At 67.4% G+C, this 26,101-nt stretch carries 26 protein-coding genes; 22 read left to right on the top strand and 4 right to left on the bottom strand.

The window, feature by feature from the left end; genetic code table 11:
• The first annotated feature begins 13 nt into the window (after positions 1 to 13).
• Entirely contained in the window at positions 14 to 694 is a 681-nt protein-coding gene (gene nfi, locus J2X70_RS17950) for a deoxyribonuclease V (protein ID WP_025873770.1), read from the top strand.
• 27 nt (positions 695 to 721) lie between these two features.
• Here the strand turns inward: nfi and J2X70_RS17945 are convergent, their stop codons facing one another.
• Both J2X70_RS17945 and J2X70_RS17940 read right to left on the bottom strand, forming a co-directional pair.
• Positions 722 to 1,696 carry a cation diffusion facilitator family transporter gene (locus J2X70_RS17945; RefSeq protein ID WP_025873771.1) on the bottom strand — a complete coding sequence of 325 codons (975 nt, stop codon included), beginning with the start codon at positions 1,694 to 1,696 and terminating at the stop codon, positions 722 to 724.
• Positions 1,697 to 1,837: 141 nt separating this feature from the next.
• Positions 1,838 to 4,084, bottom strand: a complete 2,247-nt coding sequence (locus J2X70_RS17940) for a TonB-dependent siderophore receptor (RefSeq protein WP_309911499.1) — start codon at positions 4,082 to 4,084, stop codon at positions 1,838 to 1,840.
• Positions 4,085 to 4,371: 287 nt separating this feature from the next.
• Here J2X70_RS17940 and J2X70_RS17935 point away from each other — a divergent pair, with 287 nt between their 5' ends.
• Positions 4,372 to 5,787, top strand: a complete 1,416-nt coding sequence (locus tag J2X70_RS17935) for a GGDEF domain-containing protein (protein WP_025873773.1) — start codon at positions 4,372 to 4,374, stop codon at positions 5,785 to 5,787.
• A 40-nt stretch (positions 5,788 to 5,827) separates the two neighbouring features.
• Here the strand turns inward: J2X70_RS17935 and J2X70_RS17930 are convergent, their stop codons facing one another.
• Positions 5,828 to 7,009, bottom strand: coding sequence for an MFS transporter (locus J2X70_RS17930; protein WP_309911497.1), 1,182 nt, complete (start codon positions 7,007 to 7,009; stop codon positions 5,828 to 5,830).
• A gap of 79 nt (positions 7,010 to 7,088) precedes the next feature.
• Between J2X70_RS17930 and J2X70_RS17925 the strand changes: the two genes are divergently transcribed.
• The 15 genes from J2X70_RS17925 (at position 7,089) to map (ending at position 19,689) form a co-directional block, all read left to right on the top strand.
• Positions 7,089 to 7,538 carry a helix-turn-helix domain-containing protein gene (locus J2X70_RS17925; protein ID WP_025873775.1) on the top strand — a complete coding sequence of 150 codons (450 nt, stop codon included), beginning with the start codon at positions 7,089 to 7,091 and terminating at the stop codon, positions 7,536 to 7,538.
• Between the two features lie 74 nt (positions 7,539 to 7,612).
• Positions 7,613 to 8,737: a metallophosphoesterase gene (locus J2X70_RS17920; protein WP_309911495.1), complete on the top strand. Its 1,125-nt coding sequence runs from the start codon at positions 7,613 to 7,615 to the stop codon at positions 8,735 to 8,737.
• A 131-nt stretch (positions 8,738 to 8,868) separates the two neighbouring features.
• A complete protein-coding gene (locus J2X70_RS17915; protein WP_025873777.1) occupies positions 8,869 to 9,540 on the top strand; it encodes a response regulator in 672 nt (223 codons plus the stop codon).
• Complete coding sequence (locus tag J2X70_RS17910) at positions 9,537 to 10,916, top strand: sensor histidine kinase (RefSeq protein ID WP_025873778.1); 1,380 nt, start codon at positions 9,537 to 9,539, stop codon at positions 10,914 to 10,916. Before J2X70_RS17915 ends, J2X70_RS17910 begins: the two co-directional genes overlap by 4 nt.
• A 79-nt stretch (positions 10,917 to 10,995) precedes the next feature.
• Entirely contained in the window at positions 10,996 to 11,832 is an 837-nt protein-coding gene (locus J2X70_RS17905; RefSeq protein ID WP_309911492.1) for an alpha/beta fold hydrolase, read from the top strand.
• A gap of 1 nt (position 11,833) precedes the next feature.
• The gene (locus J2X70_RS17900; protein WP_025873780.1) at positions 11,834 to 12,193 is read left to right on the top strand and encodes an EamA family transporter; all 360 of its coding nucleotides are present in this window, start codon (positions 11,834 to 11,836) and stop codon (positions 12,191 to 12,193) included.
• Positions 12,190 to 12,588, top strand: coding sequence for a DMT family transporter (locus J2X70_RS17895; protein WP_025873781.1), 399 nt, complete (start codon positions 12,190 to 12,192; stop codon positions 12,586 to 12,588). Before J2X70_RS17900 ends, J2X70_RS17895 begins: the two co-directional genes overlap by 4 nt.
• A complete protein-coding gene (locus tag J2X70_RS17890; RefSeq protein WP_309911489.1) occupies positions 12,585 to 13,787 on the top strand; it encodes a DegT/DnrJ/EryC1/StrS family aminotransferase in 1,203 nt (400 codons plus the stop codon). The genes J2X70_RS17895 and J2X70_RS17890 overlap by 4 nt, the downstream gene beginning before the upstream one ends.
• A 162-nt stretch (positions 13,788 to 13,949) precedes the next feature.
• The gene (locus J2X70_RS17885) at positions 13,950 to 14,636 is read left to right on the top strand and encodes an MtnX-like HAD-IB family phosphatase (protein ID WP_025873783.1); all 687 of its coding nucleotides are present in this window, start codon (positions 13,950 to 13,952) and stop codon (positions 14,634 to 14,636) included.
• Between the two features lie 48 nt (positions 14,637 to 14,684).
• Complete coding sequence (locus J2X70_RS17880; protein WP_032976023.1) at positions 14,685 to 16,085, top strand: aminotransferase class III-fold pyridoxal phosphate-dependent enzyme; 1,401 nt, start codon at positions 14,685 to 14,687, stop codon at positions 16,083 to 16,085.
• Between the two features lie 32 nt (positions 16,086 to 16,117).
• Positions 16,118 to 17,182 carry a GNAT family N-acetyltransferase gene (locus tag J2X70_RS17875; RefSeq protein WP_032976022.1) on the top strand — a complete coding sequence of 355 codons (1,065 nt, stop codon included), beginning with the start codon at positions 16,118 to 16,120 and terminating at the stop codon, positions 17,180 to 17,182.
• A gap of 3 nt (positions 17,183 to 17,185) precedes the next feature.
• A complete protein-coding gene (locus J2X70_RS17870; RefSeq protein WP_309911485.1) occupies positions 17,186 to 18,070 on the top strand; it encodes an arginase family protein in 885 nt (294 codons plus the stop codon).
• A gap of 186 nt (positions 18,071 to 18,256) precedes the next feature.
• On the top strand, positions 18,257 to 18,616 hold the full coding sequence (locus J2X70_RS17865; RefSeq protein WP_025873787.1) for a VOC family protein: 360 nt from the start codon (positions 18,257 to 18,259) through the stop codon (positions 18,614 to 18,616).
• A 67-nt stretch (positions 18,617 to 18,683) separates the two neighbouring features.
• Positions 18,684 to 18,896: a ParD-like family protein gene (locus J2X70_RS17860; protein ID WP_025873788.1), complete on the top strand. Its 213-nt coding sequence runs from the start codon at positions 18,684 to 18,686 to the stop codon at positions 18,894 to 18,896.
• 10 nt (positions 18,897 to 18,906) lie between these two features.
• Positions 18,907 to 19,689 (top strand): type I methionyl aminopeptidase, encoded by a 783-nt coding sequence (map, locus tag J2X70_RS17855; RefSeq protein WP_025873789.1) that lies wholly within the window; start codon positions 18,907 to 18,909, stop codon positions 19,687 to 19,689.
• On the opposite strand, the gene J2X70_RS17850 is transcribed toward map, so the two are convergent.
• Complete coding sequence (locus J2X70_RS17850; RefSeq protein ID WP_049465142.1) at positions 19,686 to 20,300, bottom strand: LysE/ArgO family amino acid transporter; 615 nt, start codon at positions 20,298 to 20,300, stop codon at positions 19,686 to 19,688. The genes map and J2X70_RS17850 overlap by 4 nt on opposite strands.
• 104 nt (positions 20,301 to 20,404) lie before the next feature.
• Between J2X70_RS17850 and J2X70_RS17845 the strand changes: the two genes are divergently transcribed.
• The 5 genes from J2X70_RS17845 (at position 20,405) to J2X70_RS17825 (ending at position 26,088) form a co-directional block, all read left to right on the top strand.
• Complete coding sequence (locus J2X70_RS17845) at positions 20,405 to 21,298, top strand: LysR family transcriptional regulator ArgP (protein ID WP_218788993.1); 894 nt, start codon at positions 20,405 to 20,407, stop codon at positions 21,296 to 21,298.
• Between the two features lie 111 nt (positions 21,299 to 21,409).
• Positions 21,410 to 22,786 (top strand): TolC family protein, encoded by a 1,377-nt coding sequence (locus tag J2X70_RS17840; protein WP_301866962.1) that lies wholly within the window; start codon positions 21,410 to 21,412, stop codon positions 22,784 to 22,786.
• The gene (locus J2X70_RS17835; RefSeq protein WP_025873793.1) at positions 22,779 to 23,792 is read left to right on the top strand and encodes an efflux RND transporter periplasmic adaptor subunit; all 1,014 of its coding nucleotides are present in this window, start codon (positions 22,779 to 22,781) and stop codon (positions 23,790 to 23,792) included. Before J2X70_RS17840 ends, J2X70_RS17835 begins: the two co-directional genes overlap by 8 nt.
• Complete coding sequence (locus tag J2X70_RS17830; RefSeq protein ID WP_309911480.1) at positions 23,777 to 24,964, top strand: ABC transporter permease; 1,188 nt, start codon at positions 23,777 to 23,779, stop codon at positions 24,962 to 24,964. Before J2X70_RS17835 ends, J2X70_RS17830 begins: the two co-directional genes overlap by 16 nt.
• Positions 24,961 to 26,088: an ABC transporter permease gene (locus J2X70_RS17825; protein WP_032976013.1), complete on the top strand. Its 1,128-nt coding sequence runs from the start codon at positions 24,961 to 24,963 to the stop codon at positions 26,086 to 26,088. Before J2X70_RS17830 ends, J2X70_RS17825 begins: the two co-directional genes overlap by 4 nt.
• Positions 26,089 to 26,101: the final 13 nt, after the last annotated feature.

Below are 26,101 nucleotides of genomic sequence, written 5' to 3'. Positions count from 1 at the left end.
CATCCTGTGACCGATGAATACACTGATCGACCCCGGGCGCTGGGAAGGCAGCGTCAGCGCCGCCCGCGAACAGCAGAAGCAGCTGGCGACCCGCGTGCAGCGGCAGGACCGGCTGCCCGCTACCGTGCGCTGGCTGGCCGGGCTGGATGTCGGCTTCGAGGAAGACGGCGCGATCACCCGCGCTGCGGCCGTGTTGCTCGACGCGGACACCCTGCAGCCGGTGGCGCAGGAAATCGCCCGCATCCCCACCGTGATGCCCTATATCCCGGGCCTGCTCAGCTTCCGCGAACTGCCGGCGCTGCTGGCTGCGTTGGCGTTGCTGCCGCGCGCACCGGACCTGGTGTTCGTCGATGGCCATGGCATCAGCCATCCGCGCCGGCTGGGCATTGCCGCACACCTTGGCGTGGTGACCGACCTGCCGAGCATCGGCGTGGCCAAATCGAAGCTGGTGGGCCGCTTCATCGAGCCCGACCCTGAGGCCGGCGCGCACACGCCGTTGCTGGACGGCGGCGAGCAGCTCGGCTGGGTACTGCGCAGCAAGCTGCGCTGCAAGCCGCTGTTCGTCGCCGGCGGGCATCGGGTCAGTGCCGATACCGCGCTGGCCTGGGTGCAGCGCACGCTGCGCGGCTATCGCCTGCCCGAGCCGACCCGGCTGGCGGACCGGCTGGCCTCGCGGCGCGACGAACAGAGGTAGCGCCGGGCACCGGCCGCCACACCCGCTTCAGCGATGCACGTGACCGCGATGGCCCTGCGCATCGGCAGCTGCATGATCGTGCCCGGCGTGATCGTCGTCCTTGCCCGCCGATGGCTGGCCACAGGCTTCGCCGCAGTGGTCGGCTTCGATCTGCAGGGTCACGTGTTCGATACCGAAATCATCGTGCAGGCGATCACCGAGTTCGCGCCGCAGGCGGTCGGCGTCGTCGCCTTCGCGCATCACGATGTGCGCGGTCAGTGCCGGCGTGCTGGACGCCAGCGCCCATACGTGCAGGTCATGCACGTCCAGCACTGCGTCGTGGTCGGACAGGCGGTCGCGGACCCTGGCCACGTCCATGCCCTTGGGCACGCCTTCCAGCAGCACGTTGATGGCCTCGCGCATCAGCACATACGTGCGCGGCAGCACCCACAAACCGATCAGAACGGCCAGGATCGGGTCGATCGGCTTCCAGCCGGTCCATTGGATCAACAGCGCGCCGGCGATCACCGCCACCGAGCCGAGCATGTCGGCCCACACTTCCAGGTAGGCGCCCTTCACGTTGAGGCTCTCGCCGCTGCCGGCCTGCAGCAGGCGCATGGAGATCATGTTGATCACCAGGCCGACCGCGGCAATCACCAGCATGCCGGTGGAGGCGATCTCCTGCGGTTGGCGGAAGCGACCGATGGCTTCCCACAGGATGTAGCCGGCAACCACGAACAGCATTGCGCCGTTGATCATCGCGCCCAGTGCTTCAAGACGTGCATAACCGTAGGTGCGGCGCGCATCCGGCGGGCGCCGGCTCAGCCGCACGGCCACCAGCGCGATCATCAGCGCCAGGGTGTCGGTAGCCATATGCGCGGCATCGGACAGCAGTGCCAGACTGTTGGTCCAGAATGCACCGACCACCTCCACGACAAGGAAGGTGGAGGTCAGGCCGAGCGCCCACCACAAAGGTTTCTCGTGGCGGATCTCGGATGGCAGGTGATCGTGGTCGTGACCCATGGCAACAGCTCCTTAGCGATGGGAGTCAGGCTACGCCGGCGGGTGTCGGGAAACTATCACGGTGTTTATAACATTGCAGGCATGCACGGCTGACGCGAAGCGGGAGGGTGCCGGCCAACGGCCGGCACCACCGCCTGATGATCAGAAGCCGAAACGCAGGCTGGCCCAGTACGCGCGGCCGGGCTCGTTGTAGGTCGCCGCACCGGCGTCACTGCTGTTGGCCTCGCGGAACAGGCGCTTGTCGGCCAGGTTGTTGACGCCGAAGCCCACGCTGACCGTGTCGGTCACCTTGTAGCGCGCGCTCACGCCCCAGACGTTGTACGCGCTGCGGGTCTGCAGCACGGTGGACGCATCGCAGTTGGCGGTGCAGCGCGGATCGTTGTTGATGTTGGCCGTGGCCGGTTCCTGCTTGCCGTAGAAGGTGCCGGTCAGCAGCAGCGACAGCTGCTCGGTGGCCTGCCAGTCCAGCATGGTGTTGACGGTGTACTTGGGAATCACCGACAGCGGCTGGCCGGTGCTCTTGTTTTCGTTCTCCACCATGTAGGTGAAGTTGTTGCTCCACTTCAGACGGTCACCCTGCTCGCCCAGCAGCGGGATCACCAGGTTGCCCTCGAGCCCCTGCACGATGGCCTTGGGTGCGTTCTCCCAGCGGAAGATGCGGCCCTTGCGGTCGGCCGTCAGGCCGATCTGGGTGTAACCGGCCTGGATCTTGTCCTTGTAGTCATTGTGGAAATAGGTCAACGAGGCCTGCCAGCCGCTCTGCGGTGCCCACTCCACGCCCAGTTCCTTGTTCAGGCTGGTCTCTGCCTTGAGATCCGCATTGCCCTGCATGTAGCAGCCGGCGCCCAGGCTCGGCAACGCGTTCGGGCAGCCGTTGCCACGGGTGTAATACAGATAGTCCGGGTTGGACTGGTACAGGTTCGGCGCCTTGAAGGCGCGTGCGATGCCGCCCTTGACCACCCAGTCACTGTTGAGCCGGAACTGCGCGTTGAGGCTCGGACTGGTGTTGTTGCCGAACTGGCTGTGATGGTCGAAACGCAGGCCCGGGGTCACGATCCAGCGTTCACCGAGATAGATGTTGTCTTCCACGTAGACGGCGGTGGTCTGTGCATCGGACTTGCCGCGCGCACGATCGGCCGAAAGACCCGGAATGCCGCCACCGCTGCTGCTGGACTGGCTCATCGAATAGGGATCGGTCAGTCGGCTGTCGAGGTACTCGAAGCCCAGCGTCCACACGTTCTCGGCACCGCCGAGAGTGGTCGGGAAGCTGACCTCGCCGTCAAGCTGGTAGTTGCGCAGGCGCGAGGTCGACCAGTCGGCGCCATTGAAGCTGCCTTCCGGGCCGCCGGCCAGGCCTTCGTTGATGCGCGAATTGTTGACCCCTTCCACCGCTGCCGTCAGCCGCGAGCTGACATCGCCCCAGCGTCCGCGATGGGTGATCGCGCCGGTGGTGAGATACATGCGGTTGGTCTCGGCCTGCTGCTCGGCCAGCGCGGCCAGGTCGACACCGGTGGAGGTACCAGTGGTACTGACCGCACGATCGCCGGCATAGATGTTGCCCTGGCGGCTGGTGCCGGCCTCGAACTCGACCACCTGGTTGGCGGTCACGTCCCAACGCAGCAGCGCGTTGACGTCGCGGTTCTTGACGCCTTCGCGGCCCGCCGGCGGTACCGCATTGGCACCGGTGGCGAAGTCGCGGTTGAGATCCAGCGAATCGGCATCGGTCTTGTTGAGGTTGCCGTACAACCGGAACGACAGCGTGTCGGTCATCGGCCCGCTCAGCTGCAGGCCGAGGCGTTCGCTGCCGCCCTCGGCACTGTGTTCGGGCACCTGGCCGTACAGGTCAACCGCACCGGTCAGGTCGCCGGTCGGGCGCTTGGTGATGATGTTGACCACGCCACCGGAGGCACCCGAGCCATAGCGTGCCGCTGCTGGGCCGCGCAGCACTTCGATGCGTTCGATCATTTCCGCCGGCACCCAGTTGGTATCGCCGCGCGTGTTGCGCTCGCCACTGCGGCCCATGCGCACCGCGTCGCGTGCACCCACGCGCTTGCCGTCGATCAGGATCAGGGTGTTTTCCGGCCCCATGCCGCGCAGATCGATCTGCCGGTTGTTGCCGTACTGGCCCGATGCACTGTTGCCGGTCAGATTGACGCCGGGCATCGTCCGCAGCAGTTCGGCGATGTCGTTGACCGGAGGCCGCTTGGCGATGTCCTCGGCGGTGATGGTGGAGGTGCCCAGCGCCTGCCGCGCGATCTGCGAGGCAGTGACATGCACGGTGTCGATATCGGTGGCATCGGTTTCCGCATGGGCGGTGACGGCAGCGGTGGCCAGCAGTGCAGCGACGGCAAGCGCCAGCGGGCGCGGTGAAAGAGTGTTTGCAGGCATGTTCTGAACCTTCTGGCAGGGCAACGGAAGCCTCTGGCATAGGGCACGAGGCGGCGACGGGGGAGGCGGAACGATCACTGCGGGATGCCTGCAGGTCGGTTCCTGCCGTCATTTTTTCATAAATGCGAGTGATTCTCAAATGCGTCAACGCATTGCGGCATCGGCCGGCATGTGCTTCATCCGCGTTTTTCGGCCTGCATGGCGCTTAAACTGGCCGGCTTCCCTGCCATCAACCGTCGACAGCTGCGGCCGATACCGTGGTCTGTTGTGCGCCGTTAGAGATCGACGTGGATACACCCCAACTGGACGAAGCCAGCCAACCGCTGGCTCAGGCCTGGCAGCAGTGTCTGCTGCTGGCCGGCCCCGCCGCCGCCGCGCTGCTGCATGCCGTGGCCGCCGATGCACCGCCGACGCTGGCGCAGCGCTTCTACGAAGTGCTGCTGCAGGACACGCGTGCGCGCCGCTTCCTGTCCCACGAACAGGTCAAGCAGCGCCTGCAACCGGCGATGCAGCGTTGGCTGGCCCAGCTGCTGACCACCGATGCGGATGGCATTGCCGCTACCGTCGCCGCACAACGGGTGATCGGCGATGTGCACGCACGGGTCGGTATTCCGGTGGACCTGGTGGCCCGCGGTGCGCGCGTACTCAAGCACGAGCTGTTCATCCGCCTGCGCGCCGATGCCGCTGACAACGACACCGCCTTCGCCGCCATCGATTGCCTCAGCGCGATCATGGACATCGCCATGGAAGGCATGACGCTGGCCTATACGCACGCCCGTGAGCGCTCTTCGCGCACCGATGCGGCGTACCGGCTGTTCTCGCTGGTGCAGAACGTCAGCACCGAGCGCGAGCGCCAGCGCGCCCTGCTGCTGGATTGGGAAAACAGCCTGCTGTACACCCTCGCCGGCCATGCGACCGGTGCCGACAACGCCAGCCTGGCGAGCTCGGAATTCGGCCTGTGGTTCACCCACAAGGGCATTCCCAGCTTCGGCGAAAGCAGCGAGACGCAGCAGGTGGGCCAGCTGATGGCACGCATCGACAGCCGCCTGCAGCGCGCCACCGATGAAGATCCGGCACGGCGGCTGACCGCCCTGCCGATGATCCGCGAAGACCTGGCCACCATCCGCAACCTGATGACCCTGCTGTTCGAACGCATCGGTGAACTGGATGCGGGCAGCGATGCGTTGACCAACCTGCTCAACCGGCGCTTCCTGCCGACCGTGCTGCGCCGTGAGATCGAGTTGTCCACGCGCAACCACACGCCGTTCTCGTTGTTGCTGCTGGACCTGGACCATTTCAAGGCCATCAACGATGGCCACGGTCATGACGCCGGCGACCGCGCGCTGCAGCACGTCGCAGCCCTGCTCGGCCAGCAGACCCGAGGCAGCGACTACCTGTTCCGCTACGGCGGCGAGGAGTTCGTGGTGGTGCTGGTGGCGGCAAGCGAGTCGCAGGCGGAGGTGATCGCCGAAAGCCTGCGCCGGCAGATCGCACAGTCGCCGATCACCCTGCCCAATGGACAGACGCTGGCGCTGACCGCGAGCATCGGCGTGGCCGGACACGATGGTCATCCCGATTACGAGCGGCTGATGGCGCGCGCCGACGCGGCGATGTATGCCGCCAAGCGACAGGGCCGCAACCGGGTGGTGGTGGCCGACGACGCACTGCCGGAAGCTCCGGGACGACGCGCGCTGCAACGTTGAGCCTGCAGCGCGCGTGACGTGGCGCCGGGCGGTCTCGACGCTACGCAGCGGCCTTGCGCGGTATGCGCCACGTCGCCCACCACGTCAGTGCGAGCAGCGCGATGCCCGCGCCCAGCGCGCACACCGCCGGCCACCCATAGCGCGCCTGCGTCCAGGTGCCTGCTGCAGCCCCCACACCGCTGCCCACGGCATAGAACAGCATGTACAGCGCCACCAGGCGTCCGTGCTGTTCGGCCGGTGCACGCAGCAGCAGGGCCTGGTTGGACACATGCAACGCCTGCCCGCCCAGATCCAGCACCACTACGCCCAGCAGCAACAGGGCCAGCGAGTACGGCAGGCCCAGCAACGGCACCCAGGCGACCAGCATCAGCAGCAGCGCCCCCAGGCTCACCCGGTGGGCAAGGCCACGATCCATCCAGTGCCCGACCCGCGCTGCCAGTAGTGCGCCGATGATGCCGGCCAGGCCCAGCGCGCCGATGGCGGCGGTCGACCAGTTCAACGGCGGCGCCGACAACGGCAGTGGCACCGCGGCCCAGAACACGTTGAGACCGGCAAACAGGAACAATGCCAGCGGCCCGCGTTCGCGCAGCGCGCGATCCTGCCGCAGCATATCGGCCATCGAACGCAGCAGGTTGCGCCACGACGGCGGCATTGCGGGCACCGGCACGTGCGGCAGACGCCGCCACAGCAGCAGTGCCAGCGCCGCCATCAGCAATGCCGACAGCAGGTACACCGCGCGCCATCCCGCTACGGCGGCTACCGCACCTGAGACCACGCGCGCCGATAGGAGGCCGATGAACACGCCGCCCTGGACCATGCCGACCACCCGCCCGCGTTGCTCCGGTGCAGCGAGGTTGGCGGCGTAGGCGATCAGTCCCTGGGTGAGCGCGGTACCCAGCAGACCCGCCAGCAGCATGCCCGACAGCAACCACGCGGTACTGCGGGCGGCGGCCAGCCATAGCAGCGCCACCACCAGCGCCAGCAGTTGCACCCGCAGCAGTCGACGGCGGTCGCCACGGTCGGCCAACGGCAGCAGCCCGAGCAGGGCCAGCACGCTGCCGGCCTGGGTGGCAGCCAGCACTGCACCGGCCACGGCGGCATCCAGGGCGAAATCGTGGGCCAGGCGCTCCAGCAGCGGCTGCGCGAAATAGACATTGGCCACGCTGGCACCGGCAGCAATGGCGAGCAGGCCCAACACGGGGCGGGGAAGCGAAGGCATCATCAGTGTGGTTGCATTTTGAAACCAGGTGCACGGTAGCGCCACTGGTTTTAAACTGCAACCACAATCGAGGGAGTCCGCCATGCACGCCAACAGCCCCTGCCCCGTGGCCCGCAGCGCCGATCTGCTCGGCGACCGCTGGGCATTGCTGGTCATCCGCGATGCCTTCGATGGCGTCAGTCGCTTTGGCGATTTCCAGCGCAGCCTGGGCGCGGCGCGCAACATCCTCAGCGACCGCCTGCGGCGCCTGGTCGAGGCGGGGCTGCTGGTGCAGCAGCCCGCCGCCGATGGCAGCGCCTACCACGACTATGTGCTGTCCGCAGCCGGCCAGGACCTGTTCCCGCTGCTGGTGGCCCTGCGCCAATGGGGAGAACGGCATTGCTTCGCTGCTGGCGAAGCGCACTCGCAACTGATCGAATCCAGCAGCCGCCGGCCACTACCCTACATGCAACCCCATGGCCGTGACGGCCAGCCCGTGCGCGCCGCCGATACCCGCGTGCGCAAGCTCAAGGGGGAAGGCGGCCGGGCCTGATCCGCCCGTTCGCGCACACCGGTGGCGTCCGTGGGCGGTTAGCATCGCTCGTCTCCTGCCGCTGGATGCCGCCGATGCCGAACCACGCCCGAATCCTGTCGATCCTGCTGCCACTGGTCCTGCTGCTGGCCGCACCACTGACCTCTGCCCGCGACGTGGCAGCACCTGCAGAGCACGTGGACAGCGACGGCCCTTACCTGTTCCGTGAAGGCGCGCAGCTGAAAGCGCAGTGGATCTGCCAGGACCAGGCGGAAACCCACAGCGTGCAGGCCGGCACCGATGGCACGGAGGTTGCCGCGCGCTGCGGCTACCCGCATGCGGTGCATGTGCTGCCGCCGAGCGCGCCGTCGGCATCGGTACTGCCGGCCGTGCCGCGCATCGTCGCCGTGTCCGACATCCACGGCCAGTACGCGCTGCTGGTCCGCCTGCTGCGCGCCAACCGGGTGATCGACACGCAGGACCGCTGGGCACTGGGCACGGATACGCTGGTGATCGCCGGCGACGTGTTCGATCGCGGCCCGCAGGTGACCGAAGCGTTCTGGCTGCTGTATGGCCTGCAGCAGCAGGCGGCGGCCGCCGGTGGCGCGGTGCATTTCGTGCTCGGCAACCACGAGACCATGGTGCTGTACGACGACCTGCGTTACGTCAATCCGAAATACCTGCGCAGCGCGCAGCTGCTCGGTCGCAGCTATCCGCAGCTGTATGGTGCCGACTCGGTGATCGGCCAGTGGCTGCGCACGCGGCCGGTGCTGCTGCAGATCGGCGATACCCTGTTCCTGCATGGCGGCATCTCGCCCGAAGCGGTGCAGATGGCATTGCACCCGGCCCACACCAATGCCGCCTACCAGGCCTCGCTGGGCATTCCCAAGGCCGAGGTGAAGGCAGACCCCGCCACCGCACCGTTGTACGACGGCAAGACCAGCCCGATCTGGTACCGCGGCTACTTCGACGGGCGCCTGGACAGCCAGGGCGTACAGGCGGTGCTCGACCGTCTCCAGCTCAAGCGCATCGTGGTCGGCCACACCTCGATGCCACACGTCAGCAGCTTCCACGACGGCCGCGTGATTGCCATCGACAGCAGCATCAAGAATGGCGAGAACGGCGAACTGCTGTTCATCGAGGACGGCAAGCTCAGTCGCGGCCTGCTGGACGGATCGCGGGTGCCGCTGGCCGAGGGCCAGCCTGGCCTGCAGGACTGAACGAAGGGCCAGCGCCGGGTGCGCCTGGCCCCCCCACGCCTGCCACCTCCACCCCGTTTGCCGCTACCCTCGGCAGCCGAGAGGCCCGCCCTGTCCAGCGGGCGGCCCATCCGCCCCCAGGAGCCCCGCGCATGCGCGTACTCATCGCAGAAGACGACCCGGACATCGCCTCTGGCCTGTGCGCCTCGATGCGCCGGCAGGGCCACGTGGTCGACCACGTGGACAACGGCGCGCATGCCGATGCAGCCCTGAACTCCACCCAGTACGCGCTGCTGGTGCTGGATCTGGGCCTGCCCCAGCTGGATGGCCGCGACGTGCTGCAGCGGTTGCGCCAGCGCGGCGATGGCCTGGCCGTGCTGGTGGTCACCGCACGCGATGGCCTGGCCGAGCGCGTGCGGGTGCTCGACCTGGGAGCCGACGACTACCTGGTCAAGCCCTTCGCCCTGGACGAATTCGAAGCACGCGTGCGCGCGCAGTTGCGCCGGGTCACCAGCAACGGCAACCCCGACCTGCGCATCGGCCGGCTGCGCCTGGACCTGACCGGGCACCGGGTGTGGATAGACGAGCAGACGCTGGAGCTGACCGCGCGCGAATTCGGCCTGCTGTCCGCCCTGGCGGTGCGTGCCGAGCGCATCGTCTCGCGTGCGCAGCTGGTGGAGGCCTTGTGCGACTGGGGCCAGGACCTGACCGACAACGGCCTGGACATCGCCCTGCACCGTCTGCGCCGCAAGCTGCAGCCGGGTGGCATGGGCATCCGCACGGTGCGCGGGCTGGGTTACATGCTGGAAGACGCCAGCGCGTGATCAGCGGACCGCCCAGCCTGCGCCGGCGCCTGCTCGCCTTCCTGGCGTTGCCGATGCTGGGCCTGCTGACCTTCAACACGCTGCTGGCCTACTACGTGGCGCTGGACTACTCCAACCGCATCCACGACCGCAACCTGACCGATGACACCGTGTCGTTCGCACAGATGCTCAGCACGATGCCGGTCAGCAGCGACCTGTCTCCGCAGGCACGTTTTCTGATCGAGTACGACCCCGACGGTCATCGCTACTTCAACGTCGACAGCAGCCGCTTGGGCACCATCGCCGGCAACGCAGATTTCAGCGCCTATGCGCCCTCGCAGGACTGCAGCGGCACGCACCCGGCGCTGTACGAAGGCGAGTTGAACGGCCAGCAGGTGCGCATGTCGACGGTCTGCACCCAGGCGATGAACGATCCGCAGGACCAGCTGGCGGTGACCGTGGCCGAAAGCATGGCCGACCGTCGCCAGCGTGCGCGCGAAATCCTGATGATCGTCATTCCGCTGATGGCCATGCTGGCGCTGGGAATGGCCGCGCTGGTCTGGTTCGGCGTCACCCACGGCCTGCGTATCCTGACCCCGCTGACCTCGCGCCTGGCCCAGCGCCGCGGCGAGCTGGCACCGATTTCCGATGCCGACGTGCCCGAGGAAATCCAGCCCCTGATCAGCACCATCGATGGCCTGTTCGCGCGGCAGGCGGAAATGATCACGCTGCAGAACCGCTTCATTGCCGACGCCGCCCACCAGTTGCGCTCGCCGTTGGCGGGCATGGCACTGCACGTGGACCAGGCACTGGCGCACGGCGATCCAGAGACCGTGCGCGAAGCGCTGCAGAACATCCGCCGGCTCAACCAGCGCACCGCTCGCGTCAGCACCCAGCTGCTGGCGTTGAGCCGGGCACAGACCGTGCCGGAGACGGTGGAGGCGCTGGATGTGTCCGAGCTGGTGCCGCAATGGGTGGGCATGCGCGTGCCCGAAGCGATCCGCGATGGCATCGACCTGGGCTACCTGGGTCCGCAGCAGCCGGTGCGGATACTGGGCAACGGCGCACTGCTGCACGAGGCGCTGGACAATCTTATCGACAACGCCCTGCGCTACGCCGGCGCGGATGCGACCGTCACCGTCGGCGTGCAGGCCCTGGACGACAACGATGTCGAGCTGTACGTCGAAGACAATGGCCCGGGCGTGCCCGAGGACGTGATGTCGCGGCTGGGGGAGCGCTTCTTCCGTGCGCCCGGCACTGCAGCCAGCGGCACCGGCCTGGGCCTGGCCATCGCCCACGAGGCCGTCGAGCACCTGGGCGGACGCCTGGGCTACCTCAACCGCCCCGGCGGTGGCCTGAAGGTGTCCATCACCATACCGTTGCTGAAGGGCCCTTGATCCAGACGAACCGTTGAAAGGTTGCCGAAAATCGCGCTTGCGATGCTGACCTTCCCGACTGCCGCGCTGGAGCCGACTGGTGCCTGCATCCCATGAGTTCTTTCTTCCCGGTGGCCCGCAGGGTGTCCTGCTGATCCATGGCCTGACCGGCACGCCCGCCGAAATGCGCATGCTGGGCAAAGGGCTGAACAACGCGGGCTTCAGTGTGCATGGCGTGCAGTTGCCGGGTCACTGCGGCAGCGTCGAAGACCTGCTGCAGACCCGCTGGGAACAGTGGTACCAGGGCGTGGAAGATGCGGCGGCGGACCTGCGTGTCAAGGTCGACCAGCTGTTCGTCGGCGGCCTGTCGATGGGGGCGGTACTGGCGCTGGCGCTGGCCGCGCGGCGGCCGGACTGGGTCTCCGGCGTGGGGGTGTACGGCGCCACCTTCCGCTACGACGGCTGGAACATTCCGGCGGTCGCACGCTTCTCGTTCCTGCTGCCGTGGTTCAAGCGCCTGGGCATCGGCCGCGACCGCATGTTCATGGAAGAGCCGCCGTACGGCCTGCGCGACGAGCGCCTGCGTGCGCAGGTCAGCGCCGCCATGCTCTCTGGTGACAGTGCCGCTGCCGGCCTGCCAGGCAACCCGTGGCATGCATTGGCCGAAATGCGTGCACTGAGCACCTGGACACGCCGTCACCTGCACCAGGTCACGGCACCATGCCTGGTGATGCATGCCCGCGAGGACGACGTGGCCAGCATGGGCAATGCCGAACTGGTGATCTCGCGCGTCAGCGGACCGACCGAACTGGTGGTGCTGGAAGACAGCTACCACATGATCACCATCGATCGCGAACGGCGCGAGGTGATCCGCCGCAGCGCGCGCTTCTTCAGCGACATCGGCGAACGTGCGGGCGTGCTGCAGGCGGTCGCCTGAGATGGGATCGCTTGCGACCCTGCTGTGGCTGGTCAACGTGGTGCTCGATACCGGCGGCCAGTTGGCCTTCAAGGCTGCCGCCAGCGACCCGCAGGATGGCGAAGGCCTGCAGCGCTGGAAACACATGTTCGGCCGTCCCTGGCTGTGGCTGGGCATCGCCTGCTATGTGCTCGAATTCGTCGCCTGGATCGCTTTCCTGTCGCTGGTGCCGTTGTCACAGGGCGTGCTGCTCGGCTCGATCAACATCGTCGCGCTGATGGTGGCCGGCCGCATCCTGTTCCGCGAGCGGCTGACGCCGTTGCGGGTGACCGGCATGCTGCTGGTCAGCGCCGGCGTTGCCGTGGTCGGAGCCGGAACATGAGGCGGCTGTACCTGGTCGGCTTCCCGCTGCTGATGGCCTTCGACACCCTGGCCCAGCTGTGCTTCAAGTATGCCGGCGACGCCGCGCTGCCGGTCGAGGCCAACAGCGCATGGCTGCTGCGCGTGCTGTCACAGCCTTGGGTATACGGCGCGATGCTCGGTTACGTCGGCGCGTTCTTCACCTGGATGAGCCTGCTGCGGCACGCGCCGATCGGCCCTGCGTTCGCGGCCTCGCACCTGGAAGTGATCAGCGTGCTGCTGCTGTCGGCGTGGCTGCTGCACGAACCGTTGACGCTGCATCACCTGATCGGTGCGGTGCTGATCGTGGCCGGCATCATCTGCCTGGGCCGCGCCGAGGCGGATGATCCGCATGCTGTTACCGAAGCAGCCCCGTGAGCCTGCTGTCGCGCGAGTTGCCTCCCACCGCTGGCCTGCCCCTGCAGGCCAGCGATTTCCTGCCCGGCGGCGGCGACCTGTGCACGATTCTCGCCGAGCAGCTGGGCACGCCGCCGCTGCAGCTGACCTGCTCGGGCACCCATGCCCTGCTGATTGCCCTGCGCACCCTGCGCAGGCGCGCGCCGCAGCGCGATACGGTGATCCTGCCGGCCTATACCTGTCCGCTGGTACCGATTGCCGTGCACAGCCTCGGCCTGCGCATACACCTGTGCGATGCCCGCCGCGACCATTTCGATTTCGACCCGGTGGCGCTGCACGCCGCAGCCGATGCACGCACGCTGGCGATCGTGCCCACGCATCTGGGCGGGCGCATCGCCGATGTTGATCGCGCATGTGCCATTGCGCACCGCGTCGGTGCGTGGGTGATCGAGGACGCTGCACAGGCACTGGGTGCACGCGTGGCCGGCAACAGCGTCGGCCTGCGCGGCGACATCGGCTTCTTCAGCCTGGCCGCCGGCAAGGGCCTGAGCCTGCATGAGGGCGGCCTGCTGCTGACACGTGATGAAGAACTGCGTGCGGCATTGATCGAGCAGGCCGCAGGACACACGCCCTTCAACCCGCGCTGGGAGCTGACGCGCAGCCTGCAGCTGCTGGGCCTGGCGGCCTGCTACCGCCCTTCCCTGCTGTCGTTGGTGTATGGAAATCCGCTGCGGCGTGCCCTGCGCCGTGGCGACCTGGAAGCTGCGGTGGGTGATGTGTTTCCACTGGATATTCCGCAGCATCGCGTCAGCCGCTGGCGGCAGAACGTCGGGGCACACGCTGCACAGCGCCTGCCCGCCTTCCTGCAGGCCGCCCGCCTGCGCGCGCTGCAGCTGCGCGTGCAGCTGGAATCGCTGCCTGCCGTTGAAGTGGTGGACGGGATGCCTGGCACTCTTGGCACCTGGCCGATGCTGATGCTGCTGCTGCCCAGCGAACGTGCGCGTGACAAAGCGCTTTCATCGCTGTGGCAGCGCGGCCTGGGTGTCAGCCGCATGTTCATCCACGCCCTGCCGGGCTATGCCTATCTGCGAGGCGTCGTCGCAGACGCGGACGTACCCAATGCCCGCGACTTCGCCGCCCGCTCCCTGACCGTGGGCAACAGCCCCTGGCTGACCCACGAAGACAGCTGCGAGATCGTCAAGGTACTGGCTGGCCAGTAGAGGCTGAAGGCGAGCAAAGCCTGCTTCGCGCTCACTGGCTGAACGCTTCCCGAGTGCCTCCGTTCGGGCTTTCAGGTGGAAAGGAACGAGAAAGACGGCCTGCCTACATTGGCCCCGTCGCCGGCATCGTGCCAAGGCCTCTCTTCATCGACGGAGCTGCCCATGCAATGGAGCATCCTGTGTGACTTCGATGGCACCATCAGCCTCGAGGACGTCATCGATTCACTGCTGGAGAACTTCGGCCAGCCCGGTTGGCAGCAGCTGGAAGACCAGTGGCGCTCGGGCGAGATCGGTTCGCGTGAATGCATGCAGGGCCAGGTCCGCCTGCTGAAGCTTGATCCGGCCACCCTCGATGCACACCTGGACCAGGTACGGATCGATCCGGGCTTCGCCGCTTTCGTCAAACGCGCGCAGGCGTTGGGCCTGCCACTGCGCATCGTCAGCGACGGCCTGGACTATGCAATCCATCGCATCCTCGCCAACCACGGCCTGCCGCCGCTGCCTGTGGTGGCCAACCACCTGCGCTGGTCTGACGGCCATTGGCAGCTTGAATCTCCGTACCAGGCCGAAGGCTGCCGCAGCGGCACCTGCAAGTGCACCTGCGCGGCGCAGGCGCGTGCTGACGAAGCTCCCCGCGTGCTGATGATCGGTGACGGCGCCTCGGATTTCTGCGTGTCCGAACACGCCGATTTCGTGTTCGCCAAGCGTCGCCTGATTGCCCATTGCACCGACGCCGGCATTCCCCACGCCGCCATCGACACCTTCCACGACGCTACTGCGCTGCTGCCGCGCCTTCTCGACGGCAGCCTGCTTCAGCCCTCGCTTCCGCGGCTGCTCGCCACCGCCTGATCGCTCCGCCCGTTGCTTCCTTTGAATGCCCTCTCCGGAACCGAACCGATGAATATTTTTGACAAGAACGCCGATGCCGCCATCACCGATGCACAGCTGCTGGCAGACGAAGCCCGCTACAGCTCCTTCGGCGACACCGTGCACTACGTTGATCCGCCGAAGATCTTCCAGCGCTGCGAAGGCAGCTACATGTTCGATGCCGCCGGAACCCCCTATCTCGATCTGCAGATGTGGTACTCGGCCTGCAACTTCGGTTACGCCAACCAGCGCCTGAACAATGCGCTGAAGGACCAGATCGACACCCTGCCGCAGGTCGCCAGCCAGTATCTGCACCCCACGCGCGTGCAGCTGGCCAAGACCATCGCGGTGGACATGCACGAGAAGTTCGGCCTCGATGGCCGCGTGCACTTCAACGTCGGTGGTGCGCAGGCGGTGGAGGATTCGCTGAAGATCGTCCGCAACGCGCGCAACGGCAAGAGCCTGATGTTCGCCTTCGAAGGCGGCTACCACGGCCGCACCCTCGGCGCCTCGTCGATCACCTCCAGCTACCGCTACCGCCGCCGCTACGGCCATTTCGGCGAACGCGCGATGTTCATCCCGTTCCCGTATCCGTTCCGTCGCCCGAAGGGCATGACCCCGGACGAGTACTCCGACCACTGCGTGCACCAGTTCGAGCGCCTGTTCGAAAGCGAGTACAACGGCGTGTGGGACCCCAAGGTCGGCCAGGCCGAGTACGCCGCGTTCTACGTCGAGCCGATCCAGGGCACCGGCGGCTACGTCATTCCGCCGCGCAACTTCTTCAAGGGCCTCAAGCGCGTGCTGGACAAGTACGGCATCCTGATGGTCGTCGACGAGATCCAGATGGGCTTCTGGCGCACCGGCAAGCTGTGGGCCATCGAACACTTCGATGTCACCCCGGACGTGCTGGTGTTCGGCAAGGCGCTGACCAATGGCCTCAACCCGTTGTCGGGCCTGTGGGCGCGCGAAGAGCTGATCAACCCGACCGTGTTCCCGCCGGGCTCCACCCACTCCACCTTCAACTCCAATCCGCTGGGCACGCGCCTGGGCCTGGAAGTGCTGAAGCTGGGCAAGGAGATGGACTACGAGCGCACCGTGCCGGAGAAGGGGGCCTACTTCCTCGACGGCCTGCGCGGCCTGCAGAAGCGCCATCCGGAAATCGGCGATGTCGATGGCCTCGGCCTGGCACTGCGTGCGGAAATCTGCGCCGCCGATGGCTTCACCCCGAACCGTGAACTGCTGGACCGCATGGTCGACATCGGCCTGGCCGGCGACCTGCTGCACGACGGCAAGCGCATGGGCCTCGTGCTCGATGTGGGTGGCTGGTACAAGAACGTGATCACCTTCGCGCCCTCGTTGAACATCAGCTACGAAGAGATCGACCTGGCGATTACCCTGCTGGACCAGCTGCTGACCAAGGCCAAGGGCTGAGCGGGAATGCGCTGCCGGTTCCCGTGCCCCGCATGGACATGATCCCGCGTGTATCCAGCACCGCGCTGGAACCGGCCGCGCTGCTGGAGGGCTTCCTGGCCCACCCTCCCCTGGGGTTCGATGCCAGCCGCCTGCCCAGCGGCCTGCCCAGTTTCCGTGCGCCATTGGATCTGACCACAACCCTGGACGATGCACTGCGCTCGCGCCTGCTGGGGCTGCCGCTGTCGCGCCTGTGGCGGCCGTGGCTGACCTGGCAGACGCGGTTCATCGGTGCCACCAGCACCGAGTACACACCGCTGCCGGCGCATGTGTCGGCGGCTGCACTGGCCGACGACGTGCTGCGCCATGGCGTCGGTGACAGCCGGCTGCTGGTGGTCAAGGATCTGGCGATCGATTCGCCCTTGCTGGACGATGCCGCCAACGCACACAGCCACGCCTTCCTGCAGGCGCTGGAAGCACGCGGTTTCATCCCGCTGGAGGGCATGCCGCTGGCATGGGTGGCGATCGATTTCGATTGCATCGACGCCTATCTGGCTCGCCTGTCCGCAGCGCGTCGCAAGAACATCCGGCGCAAGCTGCGCTCACGCAGCAACCTGCAGATCGACTGCATCGCCACCGGTGACCCTGCCCTTGCCGAACCGCGGCTGCAGGCCGAACTGCATGCGCTGTACCTGCAGGTGTATGCACAGAGCGCCGTGCATTTCGACCGGCTCGAGCTACCCTTCTTCCAGCACCTGCTGGCAGACACGCAGGGACAGGGGCGCTTGTTCCTTTACCGCCACAACGGCGAGCTGATCGGCTGGAACCTGTGCTACGTGCATGCCGGCAAGCTGGTGGACAAGTACATCGGCCTGTCCTATCCGCAGTCGCGCGACCACAACCTGTACTCGGTCAGCTGGATGCACAACCTGGAATACGCGTTGCAGCACGGCCTCAGCCACTACGTTGCCGGCTGGACCGATTCACGCATCAAGGCCGAACTGGGTGCCCGCTTCACCTCCACCGTACACGCGGTGCATGCGCGTTCGCCGCTGCTGCGCGCCGTCCTGCGCAGGCTGGCCCCGCACCTGCAGGCTGAGCCGGATGGAGGAGGCTGACCGATGCAACTGCGTCCGCCGCTGATCCTCGACCTCGATGGTGGCGTACTGCCATTGCCACAGGCACGCACGCTTGCGCTGCAGCACTGGCATGACCCGCTGCGCTTTGCCTGCCGCAACGCCACGCTGTCACGCTTCGCCACTGAAGTTCTTCGGCCGCTGCCGGCACAGCTCGGCACGGTCATGCTCGGCAGCGGCGACTTCCACCATCTCAGCCTGCCGCTGCTGCAGCACCTGCACACGCGTGCCCCGTTCCAGCTGGTGGTGCTGGACAACCATCCGGACAACATGCGCTTTCCCTTCGGCATGCACTGCGGTTCCTGGGTCAATGCTGCCGCCGCATTGCCACAGGTATCGCATGTGCATGTGCTGGGCATCACCTCCGCCGATATCGGCCTGGGCCATGCGTGGGAGAACCACTGGCGGCCGCTGCTGGGGCGGCGGCTGACCTACTGGTGCATGGATGTGGATGTGGGCTGGGCCAGCCGCGTGGGCATGACAGCTGCCTTCCGCCGCTTCGACCATCCCGAGGCCCTGGTCGCCGCGTTCGCCGCCGAACAGGCGCAGGCCCCTCAGCCAACCTACCTGTCGATCGACAAGGACGTGTTCGCTGAAGATGTCGCGCGAAGCAACTGGGACCAGGGCCGCTTCCAGCTTGAACACGCGCTGATGGTGATCGAGGCCCTGCGCACCGGTGGACTGGTGGGCAGCGACATCACCGGCGAGGTGTCACTTGCCAACTACCAGAGCCGTTTCAAGCGCTGGTTGTCATCGCTGGATGGGCAGCCCGACGTCAGCGCCGATGATCTTCCGGCATGGCAGCAGCAGCACCAGCAGGTGAACCGCGAACTGTTGGCGGCGATGGCCGCCGTTCCGACGGCCTGCTGAGCGGGGGTAGTGCCGGCCGCTGGCCGGTAGCTGTACCACGATGTGCCAACCAAGGTTGGCACCTACCAGACCCAGGCAGAGTCGGTAGTGCCGGCCGCTGGCCGGCAACCTCATTGTTCCCGGGCTCACGAGGATGCCGGCCAGCGGCCGGCACTACACTGGACGTCTGCCCCCGGAGCCGCCGCCATGCCCCAGACCGTCATCCCGCAGCTGCGCATGCGCCATGCCGATACCAGCCTGCCCTTCTACGTGCAGGGACTGGGCTTCATCGTCGACTGGGAGCACCGCTTCGAACCCGGCTTCCCGCTGTTCGCCCAGCTCACCCGCGAAGGCCAGACGATCTTCCTGACCGAACACACCGGCGACTGCGAGGTCGGCGGTGCGGTGTATTTCATCGTCACCGACGTCGATGGCCTGCACCGCGCGTTCAGCGCTGCGGGAGTACCCATCGAGCAGCCGCCACACGATACCGACTGGGGAAGCCGCGAGATGCTGATCGTCGACCCGGATGGCAACCGCCTGCGCTTCGCCACCGACGCTGGCTGAATGCCACGCGCTTGAACGGGAATATACGCTTCGTATACGCTTCATATATTCCCAATCGAGAACGCCCATGGGCATCGTCAACATCGATGACACCCTGCACGACCAGCTGCGCCGTGCCTGCACCGTCTCCAACCGCTCGATCAACGCCCAGGCCACGTTCTGGATCCGGGTCGGCATGCTGTGCGAGATGAACCCGACCCTGAGCTTCCAGGACGTCGTCGCCAGTGAACTGCGCGCCGCCGGTGTGCAGCCGCAGCTGCTTGCCCCCGGGCGGGCCTGAGCCGATGGCCATGATCAAGCGCCCCGACGAGATCGACCGCCTGGCCGAGTCCGGGCGACTGCTGGCTCAGGTCTTCGCCATGCTCGACGCGCTGCCGCTGCAGGGCCGCAGCACGCTGGAGATCAACGACATCGTCGAACGCATGATCGTCGACGAGCTGCAGGCACGGCCCGCCAGCAAGGGGCAGTACGGCTTCCCGTACGTGCTCAACGCCTCGATCGACAACGTCATCTGCCACGGCATGCCGTCGGCCGATGACGTGCTGCGCAATGGCCAGATCGTCAACCTCGACATCACGCTGGAGAAGAACGGCTACATTGCCGACTCCAGCACCACGTATGTTGTGGGTGATGCCGACTACGCCGCGCGCAAGCTGGTGCAGGTGACCTACCAGGCCATGTGGAAAGGCATCGCCGCCGTGCGGCCCGGCGCGCGCCTGGGCGATATCGGCCACGCCATCGCCCGCCACGCGCGCAGCCACGGCTATAGCGTGGTCAAGGAGTACTGCGGCCACGGTATCGGCCAGGAGATGCACGAGGAGCCGCAGATCCTGCATTACGGCCATGCCGGCACCGGCATGGAGCTGCAGGAAGGCATGGTGTTCACCATCGAGCCGATGCTCAACCAGGGCAAGCCTGCCATCCGCCAGCAGCCGGACGAATGGCCGGTGTATACCCGCGACGGCAAGCTGTCGGCGCAGTTCGAGCACACGGTGGCCGTGACCGGCAGCGGCGTGCGCGTGCTGACCCTGCGCCCTGGTGAAACCCCGTTGTGCGCGGTGGATGCGGCCTAGAGCGGGCGCAGCAGCAACAGCAGTGCAAGGCACAGCATGAAGGCCGCCACGCCAGCATCCAGCAACCGCCATGCTGCCGCGTTGCGGAACACCGGCTGCAGCAACCGTGCGCCGAACCCCAGCCCGCAGAACCAGAGCACGCTGGCCACGCAGGCGCCCGCTGCGAACGCCCAGCGCAGGTCACCCGGGTAGCGCGTGGACAGGCTGCCCAGCAGCACCATCGTATCCAGGTACACGTGCGGGTTGAGCAGGGTGAACGCCAGGCAGGCCAGCAGTACCTGCCGCCGGCTGCCACCACTGGCATCGGCCGCGGCCAGCGCGCTGCCACCGCGCCACGCGCGCAGCCCGGCCTGCAGCCCATAGCACAGCAGGAAGGCGGCCCCGCCGAAGCGCAGCACCTGCAGCAGCAACGGCCACTGCAGCACCAGCGCCCCCATGCCGCCCACCCCGGCCAGGATCAGCGCGATGTCCGCGCCCATGCAGGCCAGCACCACCATGCCCACGTAGCGGCGCTGCAGCCCCTGGCGCAGCACGAAGGCGTTCTGCGCGCCGATGGCGATGATCAGACCGGCACCCGCAAACAGGCCGGCCAGGGCCGCAGCAATCCACATCCGACGCTCTCCACCTTGAAAAGAGGCGCAGGGTGCGACCAACGGATCGGTTAAGGCCAGCTGGTTCTTCTTTATCCTGTGCAGAAAAACTGAAGAGGCACCGCGTGGACCTGGTACATCCGCAGTTGAGCGCCTTCACCGCCGTGCTCGAAGAAGGCAGCTTCGAGGCCGCCGCACGCCGCCTGTCGATCAGCCCGTCGGCGTTGTCGCAACGGATCAAGGCGCTTGAGGACCGGCTGGGCCAGGTGCTGGTGGTGCGCCAGGCTCCGTGCCGGCCTACTGCTGCCGGCGAAGTGCTGCTGCGGCGGGTGCGGCCGATGCAGGCACTGCAGACCGAAGCGCTTGCCGAACTGCTGCCGGAACGCGGCAGCGATGCCACCCGTACGCCGATTCCGCTGGCGGTCAACGACGATTCGCTGGACACCTGGTTCGTCGCCGCCATCGCCGAGCTGCACCAGCGCCACGGCTACCTGTTCGACCTGCGCATGGACGACCAGGACCACACCCTGGAACTGCTGCGCACCGGCAGCGTGCTTGGCGCGGTCACCGCCGAGCGCAGGCCGCTGAAGGGCTGCAACGTGCATCCGCTGGGCGCGATGCGCTACCGCGCCATCGCCTCACCGGCATTTGCGCGCCGCCACTTCAGCGCGGGCATGCAGGCCGAAGCATTGGCCTCGGCGCCGATGATCGTGTTCAACCGCAAGGATGAACTGCAATGGCGTTTCCTGCGCAGGCTCACCCGCGCGCGAATGCAACCGCCCGTACACTACCTGCCCTCCTCCACCGGCTTCGTCGATGCTGCCGCGCGTGGGCTGGGCTGGTGCCTGGCGCCGGAGGCCCTGGTCACGCCAGCGGCAGAGGCCGGGCAGATAGTGGTGCTGGAACCGCGTCGCTGGCTCGACGTACCCTTGTTCTGGCAGCATGCCGCCGTGCGTTCGAGCACGTTGCAACACATCACCCACGCGCTGCGTACCGCCGCGGGCAATACCCTACGTTGAAAAGAGCATGATCCAGACCACCGCAGACCCCGGCTTCACGCGCGGACCACTACCGTTTGCCCACTTCTTCACTACAGGAACGGCATGCGCCTGAGCTGCCCACGGACAAGGATGCATCGCGCGCTCGCCGCTGCCGGCCTGGCCTTGCTGGCCAGCCTGCCGCTGGCTGCAGCGGCACAGACCAGCGCGCCTCCCGCACTGGAATGGGAACAGGCGCGGCAGCGTCTGGAACAGGTCTCCGACGCGCTGGCCGCTGCTGATGCCGGCGTGCGCAACAAGGAAGACCTGCACGAGGCCACCCGCCTGCTGCGCCTGCCGGAGATCACCGGCGAAGTGCGGCGGCTGCAGTTCCAGAAGACCCTGACCCTGCCGCTGGGCTCGCTGGCGCCGGTGGCCGAAGCCTTTGGCATCGACTCACCGCTGTCGTTCACCGAGCGCGACTGGCGCACACGGCCGGTGGTCACTGCGGTGCTGCCGCTGTACACCGGCGGCCTGATTCCGGCCGCGCAGCGTGCTGCCGGCGCGGCCAGCGAACAGGCCAGCGCCGAGCGCGAAGCGCAGCGGCAGTCGCTGACCGTGCAACTGGCCCAGGCCTACTTCGGTCAGCGCTTGGCCGAACAGGCAGTGGTCGTGCGCCGCGACGTGCGCGATGGTTTGAACCGCCACCTGTCCGATGCGGAGAAGCTGGAACGCGAAGGCTTCGCCACGCGTGCGCAGCGCCTGCAGGCCACCGTCGCCCGCGATAAGGCCGAGCGCGAGTACCAGAAGACGCTCAATGATCTGGCCACGCTGAAGGCTGCGCTGGCCACGCTGTTGCGCAGTGGCGGCGATGTGCAGCCGCTGTCGCCGCTGTTCGTGCAGCGCGCGCCGCTGGAACCGGTCGCCAGCTTCGAGCGTACCGCGCAGGCACGGCAGCCGCAGATCGCCCGCCTGCGGGCGATCGTGGCGCAGGCCGAACAGGGCGTGCGCGTGCAGCAGGCCAAGCTGAAGCCAACGGTATTCCTGTTCGGCCAGTACGACTTCCGCCGCCGCGACGAAATGCTGACCGATCCGGACTGGGCGTTCGGCATCGGCCTGAAGTACACGTTCCTGTCGCCGAACTCACGGCCGGCACAGATCAGTGCGGCACGCGCGCAGCAGGAACAGGCCGAGGCCGGCCTGCGCGAGGCCGAGAACCAGGTCGCGCTGGGTGTGCGCAAGGCCTGGAACGAGCTGGAAACCGCACGCCAGCAGTTCGTGCTGCTGGACAGCAGCATCGCCCAGGCTGACGAGAACCTGCGCCTGCAGGAGCTGGCCTTCCGCGAAGGCCAGGCCACCTCGCTGGACGTGATCGACGCACGGCTCGGTCTTGGCGGTGCCCGCGTCGAACGTGCGCAGGCCGCCTACCAATACGATATCGCCTTGGCACAACTGCTCGAGGTGAGTGGACAGATGGACCGCTTCGAAGACCATCGGCGGCGTGCAGACGAGGTAATTGATCATGAGTGATGTGTTGCACGACGAAGCAACGACGCCCCCGGGCAAGCGCCGGCTGGGGCCGATTCTGCTGGTGGTGCTGCTGGTGGCGGTGGTGCTGGGCCTGTGGCTGGCCTGGCGCAGCCCCGCCGACCAGATCCAGGGCATGGCCGACGCCGACACCCTCAACGTGTCCGCCAAGATCACCGCGCGCGTGGCCGAACTGAAGGTCCGCGAGGGCGATCGCGTGCAGGCCGGGCAGGTGCTGTTCCTGCTCGACAGCCCCGAAGTAGCAGCCAAGGAACAGCAGGCGCACGGCGCACTGGCTGCGGCGCAGGCGGTGGCCGACAAGGCTGCCGAAGGCGCACGCAGCGAAGACATCCGCGCGGCCGAAGCCAACTGGAAGCGCGCCGAAGCCGGTGCCACGCTTGCCGATGCCACCTACCGGCGCGTGCAGAACCTGTTCAACGAAGGGGTGATGACCCGGCAGAAGCGCGATGAAGCGGCGGCCCAGGCCACCAGCTCGCGCGAACTGGCCCGCGCCGCACGCGCCCAGTACGACATGGCGTTGACCGGCGCGCGCGAACAGGACAAGCGTGCCGCGCAGGGCCAGGTGCAGCAGGCCCAGGGTGCGGTGGCGGAAGTCAACGCCGCGCGCGTTGAAGTGGAAGGCCGCGCGCCGGTGGCCGGCGAGATCAACAAGCGCATGGCCGACCCGGGCGAACTGGTACCAGCCGGCTATCCGGTGTTCACCCTGGTCGACATCGACCGCATGTGGGTGTCGATGAACCTGCGCGAATCGCAGATGCAGGGCCTGAAGGTCGGCAGCAAGCTGCAGGGCAGCGTGCCGGCACTCGGCAAGGACGGTGAGTTCGAGGTCTACTTCATCAATCCCGCAGGCGACTACGCCACCTGGCGCACCACCCGCCAGTCATCGGGCTATGACGTGCGCAGCTTCGAAGTGCGGGTGCGCCCGGTACGCCGCATCGAGGGCTTCCGCCCCGGCATGAGCGTGCTGTTCGCATGGCCGCAGCACTGAACACCAGCCGCAGCAGCTTCGGCAGCTCATGGCAGCGCGAACTGCGCCGGTTGCGCAGCAGCCGTGCGGACCTGGCGCTGGTCACCGTGCTGCCACTGTTGATGCTGGTGGTGATGGCCTGGATGTTCTCCGCATCGGTGATGCGCGATGTGCCGATTGCGGTGGTCGACCTTGACCACAGCAGCGACAGCCGCCTGCTGCTGCGCATGCTCGACGCCAGCCCCGGCGTGCGCATCGCAAGCCAACCGGTCGATATGGATGAGGCGCGCGCGCAGCTGCGTCGGCTGGAGGTGTTCGCGGTGGTGCTGGTGCCGCGCGATGTGACCCGCCAGGCGCTGCGCGGCCGGCAGGGCACGGTGTTTTCCTATTACAACGCCACCTACATGACCACCGGCCAGTCCACCGCGCGGGATATCGGCGACGCGGTCTCTGCGTGGAACGCGCGGTTGCTGCGCGAACGCATCGGCCTGCAGGTCGGGCCGGGCAAGCTGCGTGCCGCGCCCATCGCGGTGCAGTCGGACATCCTGTTCAACCCGGCGCGCAGCTACGAGCTGTTCCTGCTGCCACTGATCTTCCCGGCGGTACTGTCGCTGGTACTGGCGCTGGCCGTGGCCGGCAGCCTCGGCCGTGAGATCCGCGACGGTACCCTGCCCGCCTGGCTGGGCCATGCACCATGGTCGGCCATTGCCGGCAAGGTGCTGCCCTACGTGCTGCTGTTCTCGTTGTACGGCGCGCTGGGCGCGGCCTACCTGGCCTGGCTGCGTGGCGATGGCATCGCTGGCAGCGTGCTTCTGCTGCTGCTCGCACAGCCGCTGTTCTACCTGGCCACCGCGGCCTATGCCCTGTTCTTCGTTGGCGTTACCCGCGACATGGGCACCGCCCTGTCCGCCGTGGGCCTGAGCATCGGCACCGCGCTGGCGTTCTCCAGCGCCACGTTCCCGGTGATCGACGCACCGTTGTTCACCCGCGTCTGGCACCTGCTGCTGCCGCTCAGCGCCTACATCAAGCTGCAGACCCAGCAGCAGTTCATCGGCTCGCCACTAGCGGTATCGCTATGGCCGCTGGCCACGCTGCTGCTGATGATCGCGGTTGCTGGCGGCATCGGCGGCTGGCGCCTGCTGGCGTTCGCGCGCACGCCGCAGGCCGCGCAACCGGCCGGGGCAGGCGCATGAGCCGGATCTGGCACAGCCTGCGACAGACCCTGTTGGCCGTGCTCTGCGATCGCTACGCGATCGTGGTGATGGTCGGCGCGGTGATTCTGTACTCGTTCTTCTACCCCGCCGCCTATCGCCATCAGGTGGCCGGCAACCTGCCCGTGCTGGTGGTCGATGAAGACCACAGCGCGACCAGCCGCGAGCTGCTGCGCAAGCTCGATTCGCTGCGCGTGGCCCATGTGGTCGGGCAACCGGCCGACCTGCAGGAAGCGCGCGCACAGCTGGAGGCCGGCCATGCCGAAGGCATCGTGCTTATCCCGGCCAACCTGGAACGCGACATCCTGCGCGGGCATCCGGCCAAACTGGTGCTGCTCGGCAACGGCGCCTATCTTGGCCGCGCCAGCTGGGTACTGGGCAGCGTGGCCGATGCGCTGGGTGCGTTCGGCCGTGAAGCGGCTGTCACCCAGGCCGCGTTCATGGGCGCGCCACAGGCACCACCGGTCACCCTCGTGCAACGACCCTTGTTCAACACGCAGGAAGGCTATGGCAGCGCGATCGTCCCCGGCGTGGCCGAACTGATCGTGCACCAGACGCTGCTGATGGGCATCGGCGTGCTGCTCGGCGGTCGCCGGCTGGTGCTGGGCCGGCGCCTGCAGTTCGACCTGCCCACCCTGACCGGCATGGCCCTTGGCTTCGGCCTGATCGGGCTGTTCGGGCTGTTCTGGTACGCCGGCTTCACCGCCTGGGTGCAGGACTATCCGCGTGGCGGCAACCCGCTCGGCCAGCTGCTCGGCGGCACCCTGTTCATCGCTGCCACGGTGGCGTTCGGGCTGTTCGTCGGCAGTTTCTTCCGCACGCGCGAACGCGCCTTCCAGTACATCATCGCCACCTCGATCCCGCTGTTCTTCCTGGCCAGCCTGTCGTGGCCGGCGGTGATGACCCCGCGCCCGCTGGTGTGGCTGGCGCAGCTGCTGCCGACCACCTCCGGCATCAACCTGATGGTGCGCCTGAACCAGATGGACGCCAGCCTGGCCGAGGTCAGCCGCGAACTGATCACCCTGGCCGTGCTGCTGGTGCTGTACGGCGCCCTCGCCCTCTGGCGTCTGCACAGCCCAAAGGGGACGAAGGGGATTAAGTCGTAGCTGGCACGGAGAG

Origin of the sequence: Stenotrophomonas sp. 1337, from assembly GCF_031455455.1 — a bacterium.
Classification (GTDB): domain Bacteria; phylum Pseudomonadota; class Gammaproteobacteria; order Xanthomonadales; family Xanthomonadaceae; genus Stenotrophomonas; species Stenotrophomonas indicatrix.
The sequence above is the reverse complement of the archived record's forward strand: the minus strand, read 5'-3'. Positions and strand labels throughout refer to the sequence as shown.

Excerpts from the sequence above, each read along its gene's own strand:
- nfi (WP_025873770.1), top strand. The coding sequence starts at position 14 with ATGAATACACTGATCGACCCCGGGCGCTGGGAAGGCAGCGTCAGCGCC.
- J2X70_RS17945 (WP_025873771.1), bottom strand. The coding sequence starts at position 1,696 with ATGGGTCACGACCACGATCACCTGCCATCCGAGATCCGCCACGAGAAA.
- J2X70_RS17940 (WP_309911499.1), bottom strand. The coding sequence starts at position 4,084 with ATGCCTGCAAACACTCTTTCACCGCGCCCGCTGGCGCTTGCCGTCGCT.
- J2X70_RS17930 (WP_309911497.1), bottom strand. The coding sequence starts at position 7,009 with ATGATGCCTTCGCTTCCCCGCCCCGTGTTGGGCCTGCTCGCCATTGCT.
- J2X70_RS17925 (WP_025873775.1), top strand. The coding sequence starts at position 7,089 with ATGCACGCCAACAGCCCCTGCCCCGTGGCCCGCAGCGCCGATCTGCTC.
- J2X70_RS17920 (WP_309911495.1), top strand. The coding sequence starts at position 7,613 with ATGCCGAACCACGCCCGAATCCTGTCGATCCTGCTGCCACTGGTCCTG.
- J2X70_RS17915 (WP_025873777.1), top strand. The coding sequence starts at position 8,869 with ATGCGCGTACTCATCGCAGAAGACGACCCGGACATCGCCTCTGGCCTG.
- J2X70_RS17900 (WP_025873780.1), top strand. The coding sequence starts at position 11,834 with ATGGGATCGCTTGCGACCCTGCTGTGGCTGGTCAACGTGGTGCTCGAT.
- J2X70_RS17895 (WP_025873781.1), top strand. The coding sequence starts at position 12,190 with ATGAGGCGGCTGTACCTGGTCGGCTTCCCGCTGCTGATGGCCTTCGAC.
- J2X70_RS17885 (WP_025873783.1), top strand. The coding sequence starts at position 13,950 with ATGCAATGGAGCATCCTGTGTGACTTCGATGGCACCATCAGCCTCGAG.
- J2X70_RS17880 (WP_032976023.1), top strand. The coding sequence starts at position 14,685 with ATGAATATTTTTGACAAGAACGCCGATGCCGCCATCACCGATGCACAG.
- J2X70_RS17875 (WP_032976022.1), top strand. The coding sequence starts at position 16,118 with ATGGACATGATCCCGCGTGTATCCAGCACCGCGCTGGAACCGGCCGCG.
- J2X70_RS17870 (WP_309911485.1), top strand. The coding sequence starts at position 17,186 with ATGCAACTGCGTCCGCCGCTGATCCTCGACCTCGATGGTGGCGTACTG.
- J2X70_RS17865 (WP_025873787.1), top strand. The coding sequence starts at position 18,257 with ATGCCCCAGACCGTCATCCCGCAGCTGCGCATGCGCCATGCCGATACC.
- J2X70_RS17860 (WP_025873788.1), top strand. The coding sequence starts at position 18,684 with ATGGGCATCGTCAACATCGATGACACCCTGCACGACCAGCTGCGCCGT.
- map (WP_025873789.1), top strand. The coding sequence starts at position 18,907 with ATGATCAAGCGCCCCGACGAGATCGACCGCCTGGCCGAGTCCGGGCGA.
- J2X70_RS17850 (WP_049465142.1), bottom strand. The coding sequence starts at position 20,300 with ATGTGGATTGCTGCGGCCCTGGCCGGCCTGTTTGCGGGTGCCGGTCTG.
- J2X70_RS17840 (WP_301866962.1), top strand. The coding sequence starts at position 21,410 with ATGCATCGCGCGCTCGCCGCTGCCGGCCTGGCCTTGCTGGCCAGCCTG.
- J2X70_RS17835 (WP_025873793.1), top strand. The coding sequence starts at position 22,779 with ATGAGTGATGTGTTGCACGACGAAGCAACGACGCCCCCGGGCAAGCGC.
- J2X70_RS17830 (WP_309911480.1), top strand. The coding sequence starts at position 23,777 with ATGGCCGCAGCACTGAACACCAGCCGCAGCAGCTTCGGCAGCTCATGG.
- J2X70_RS17825 (WP_032976013.1), top strand. The coding sequence starts at position 24,961 with ATGAGCCGGATCTGGCACAGCCTGCGACAGACCCTGTTGGCCGTGCTC.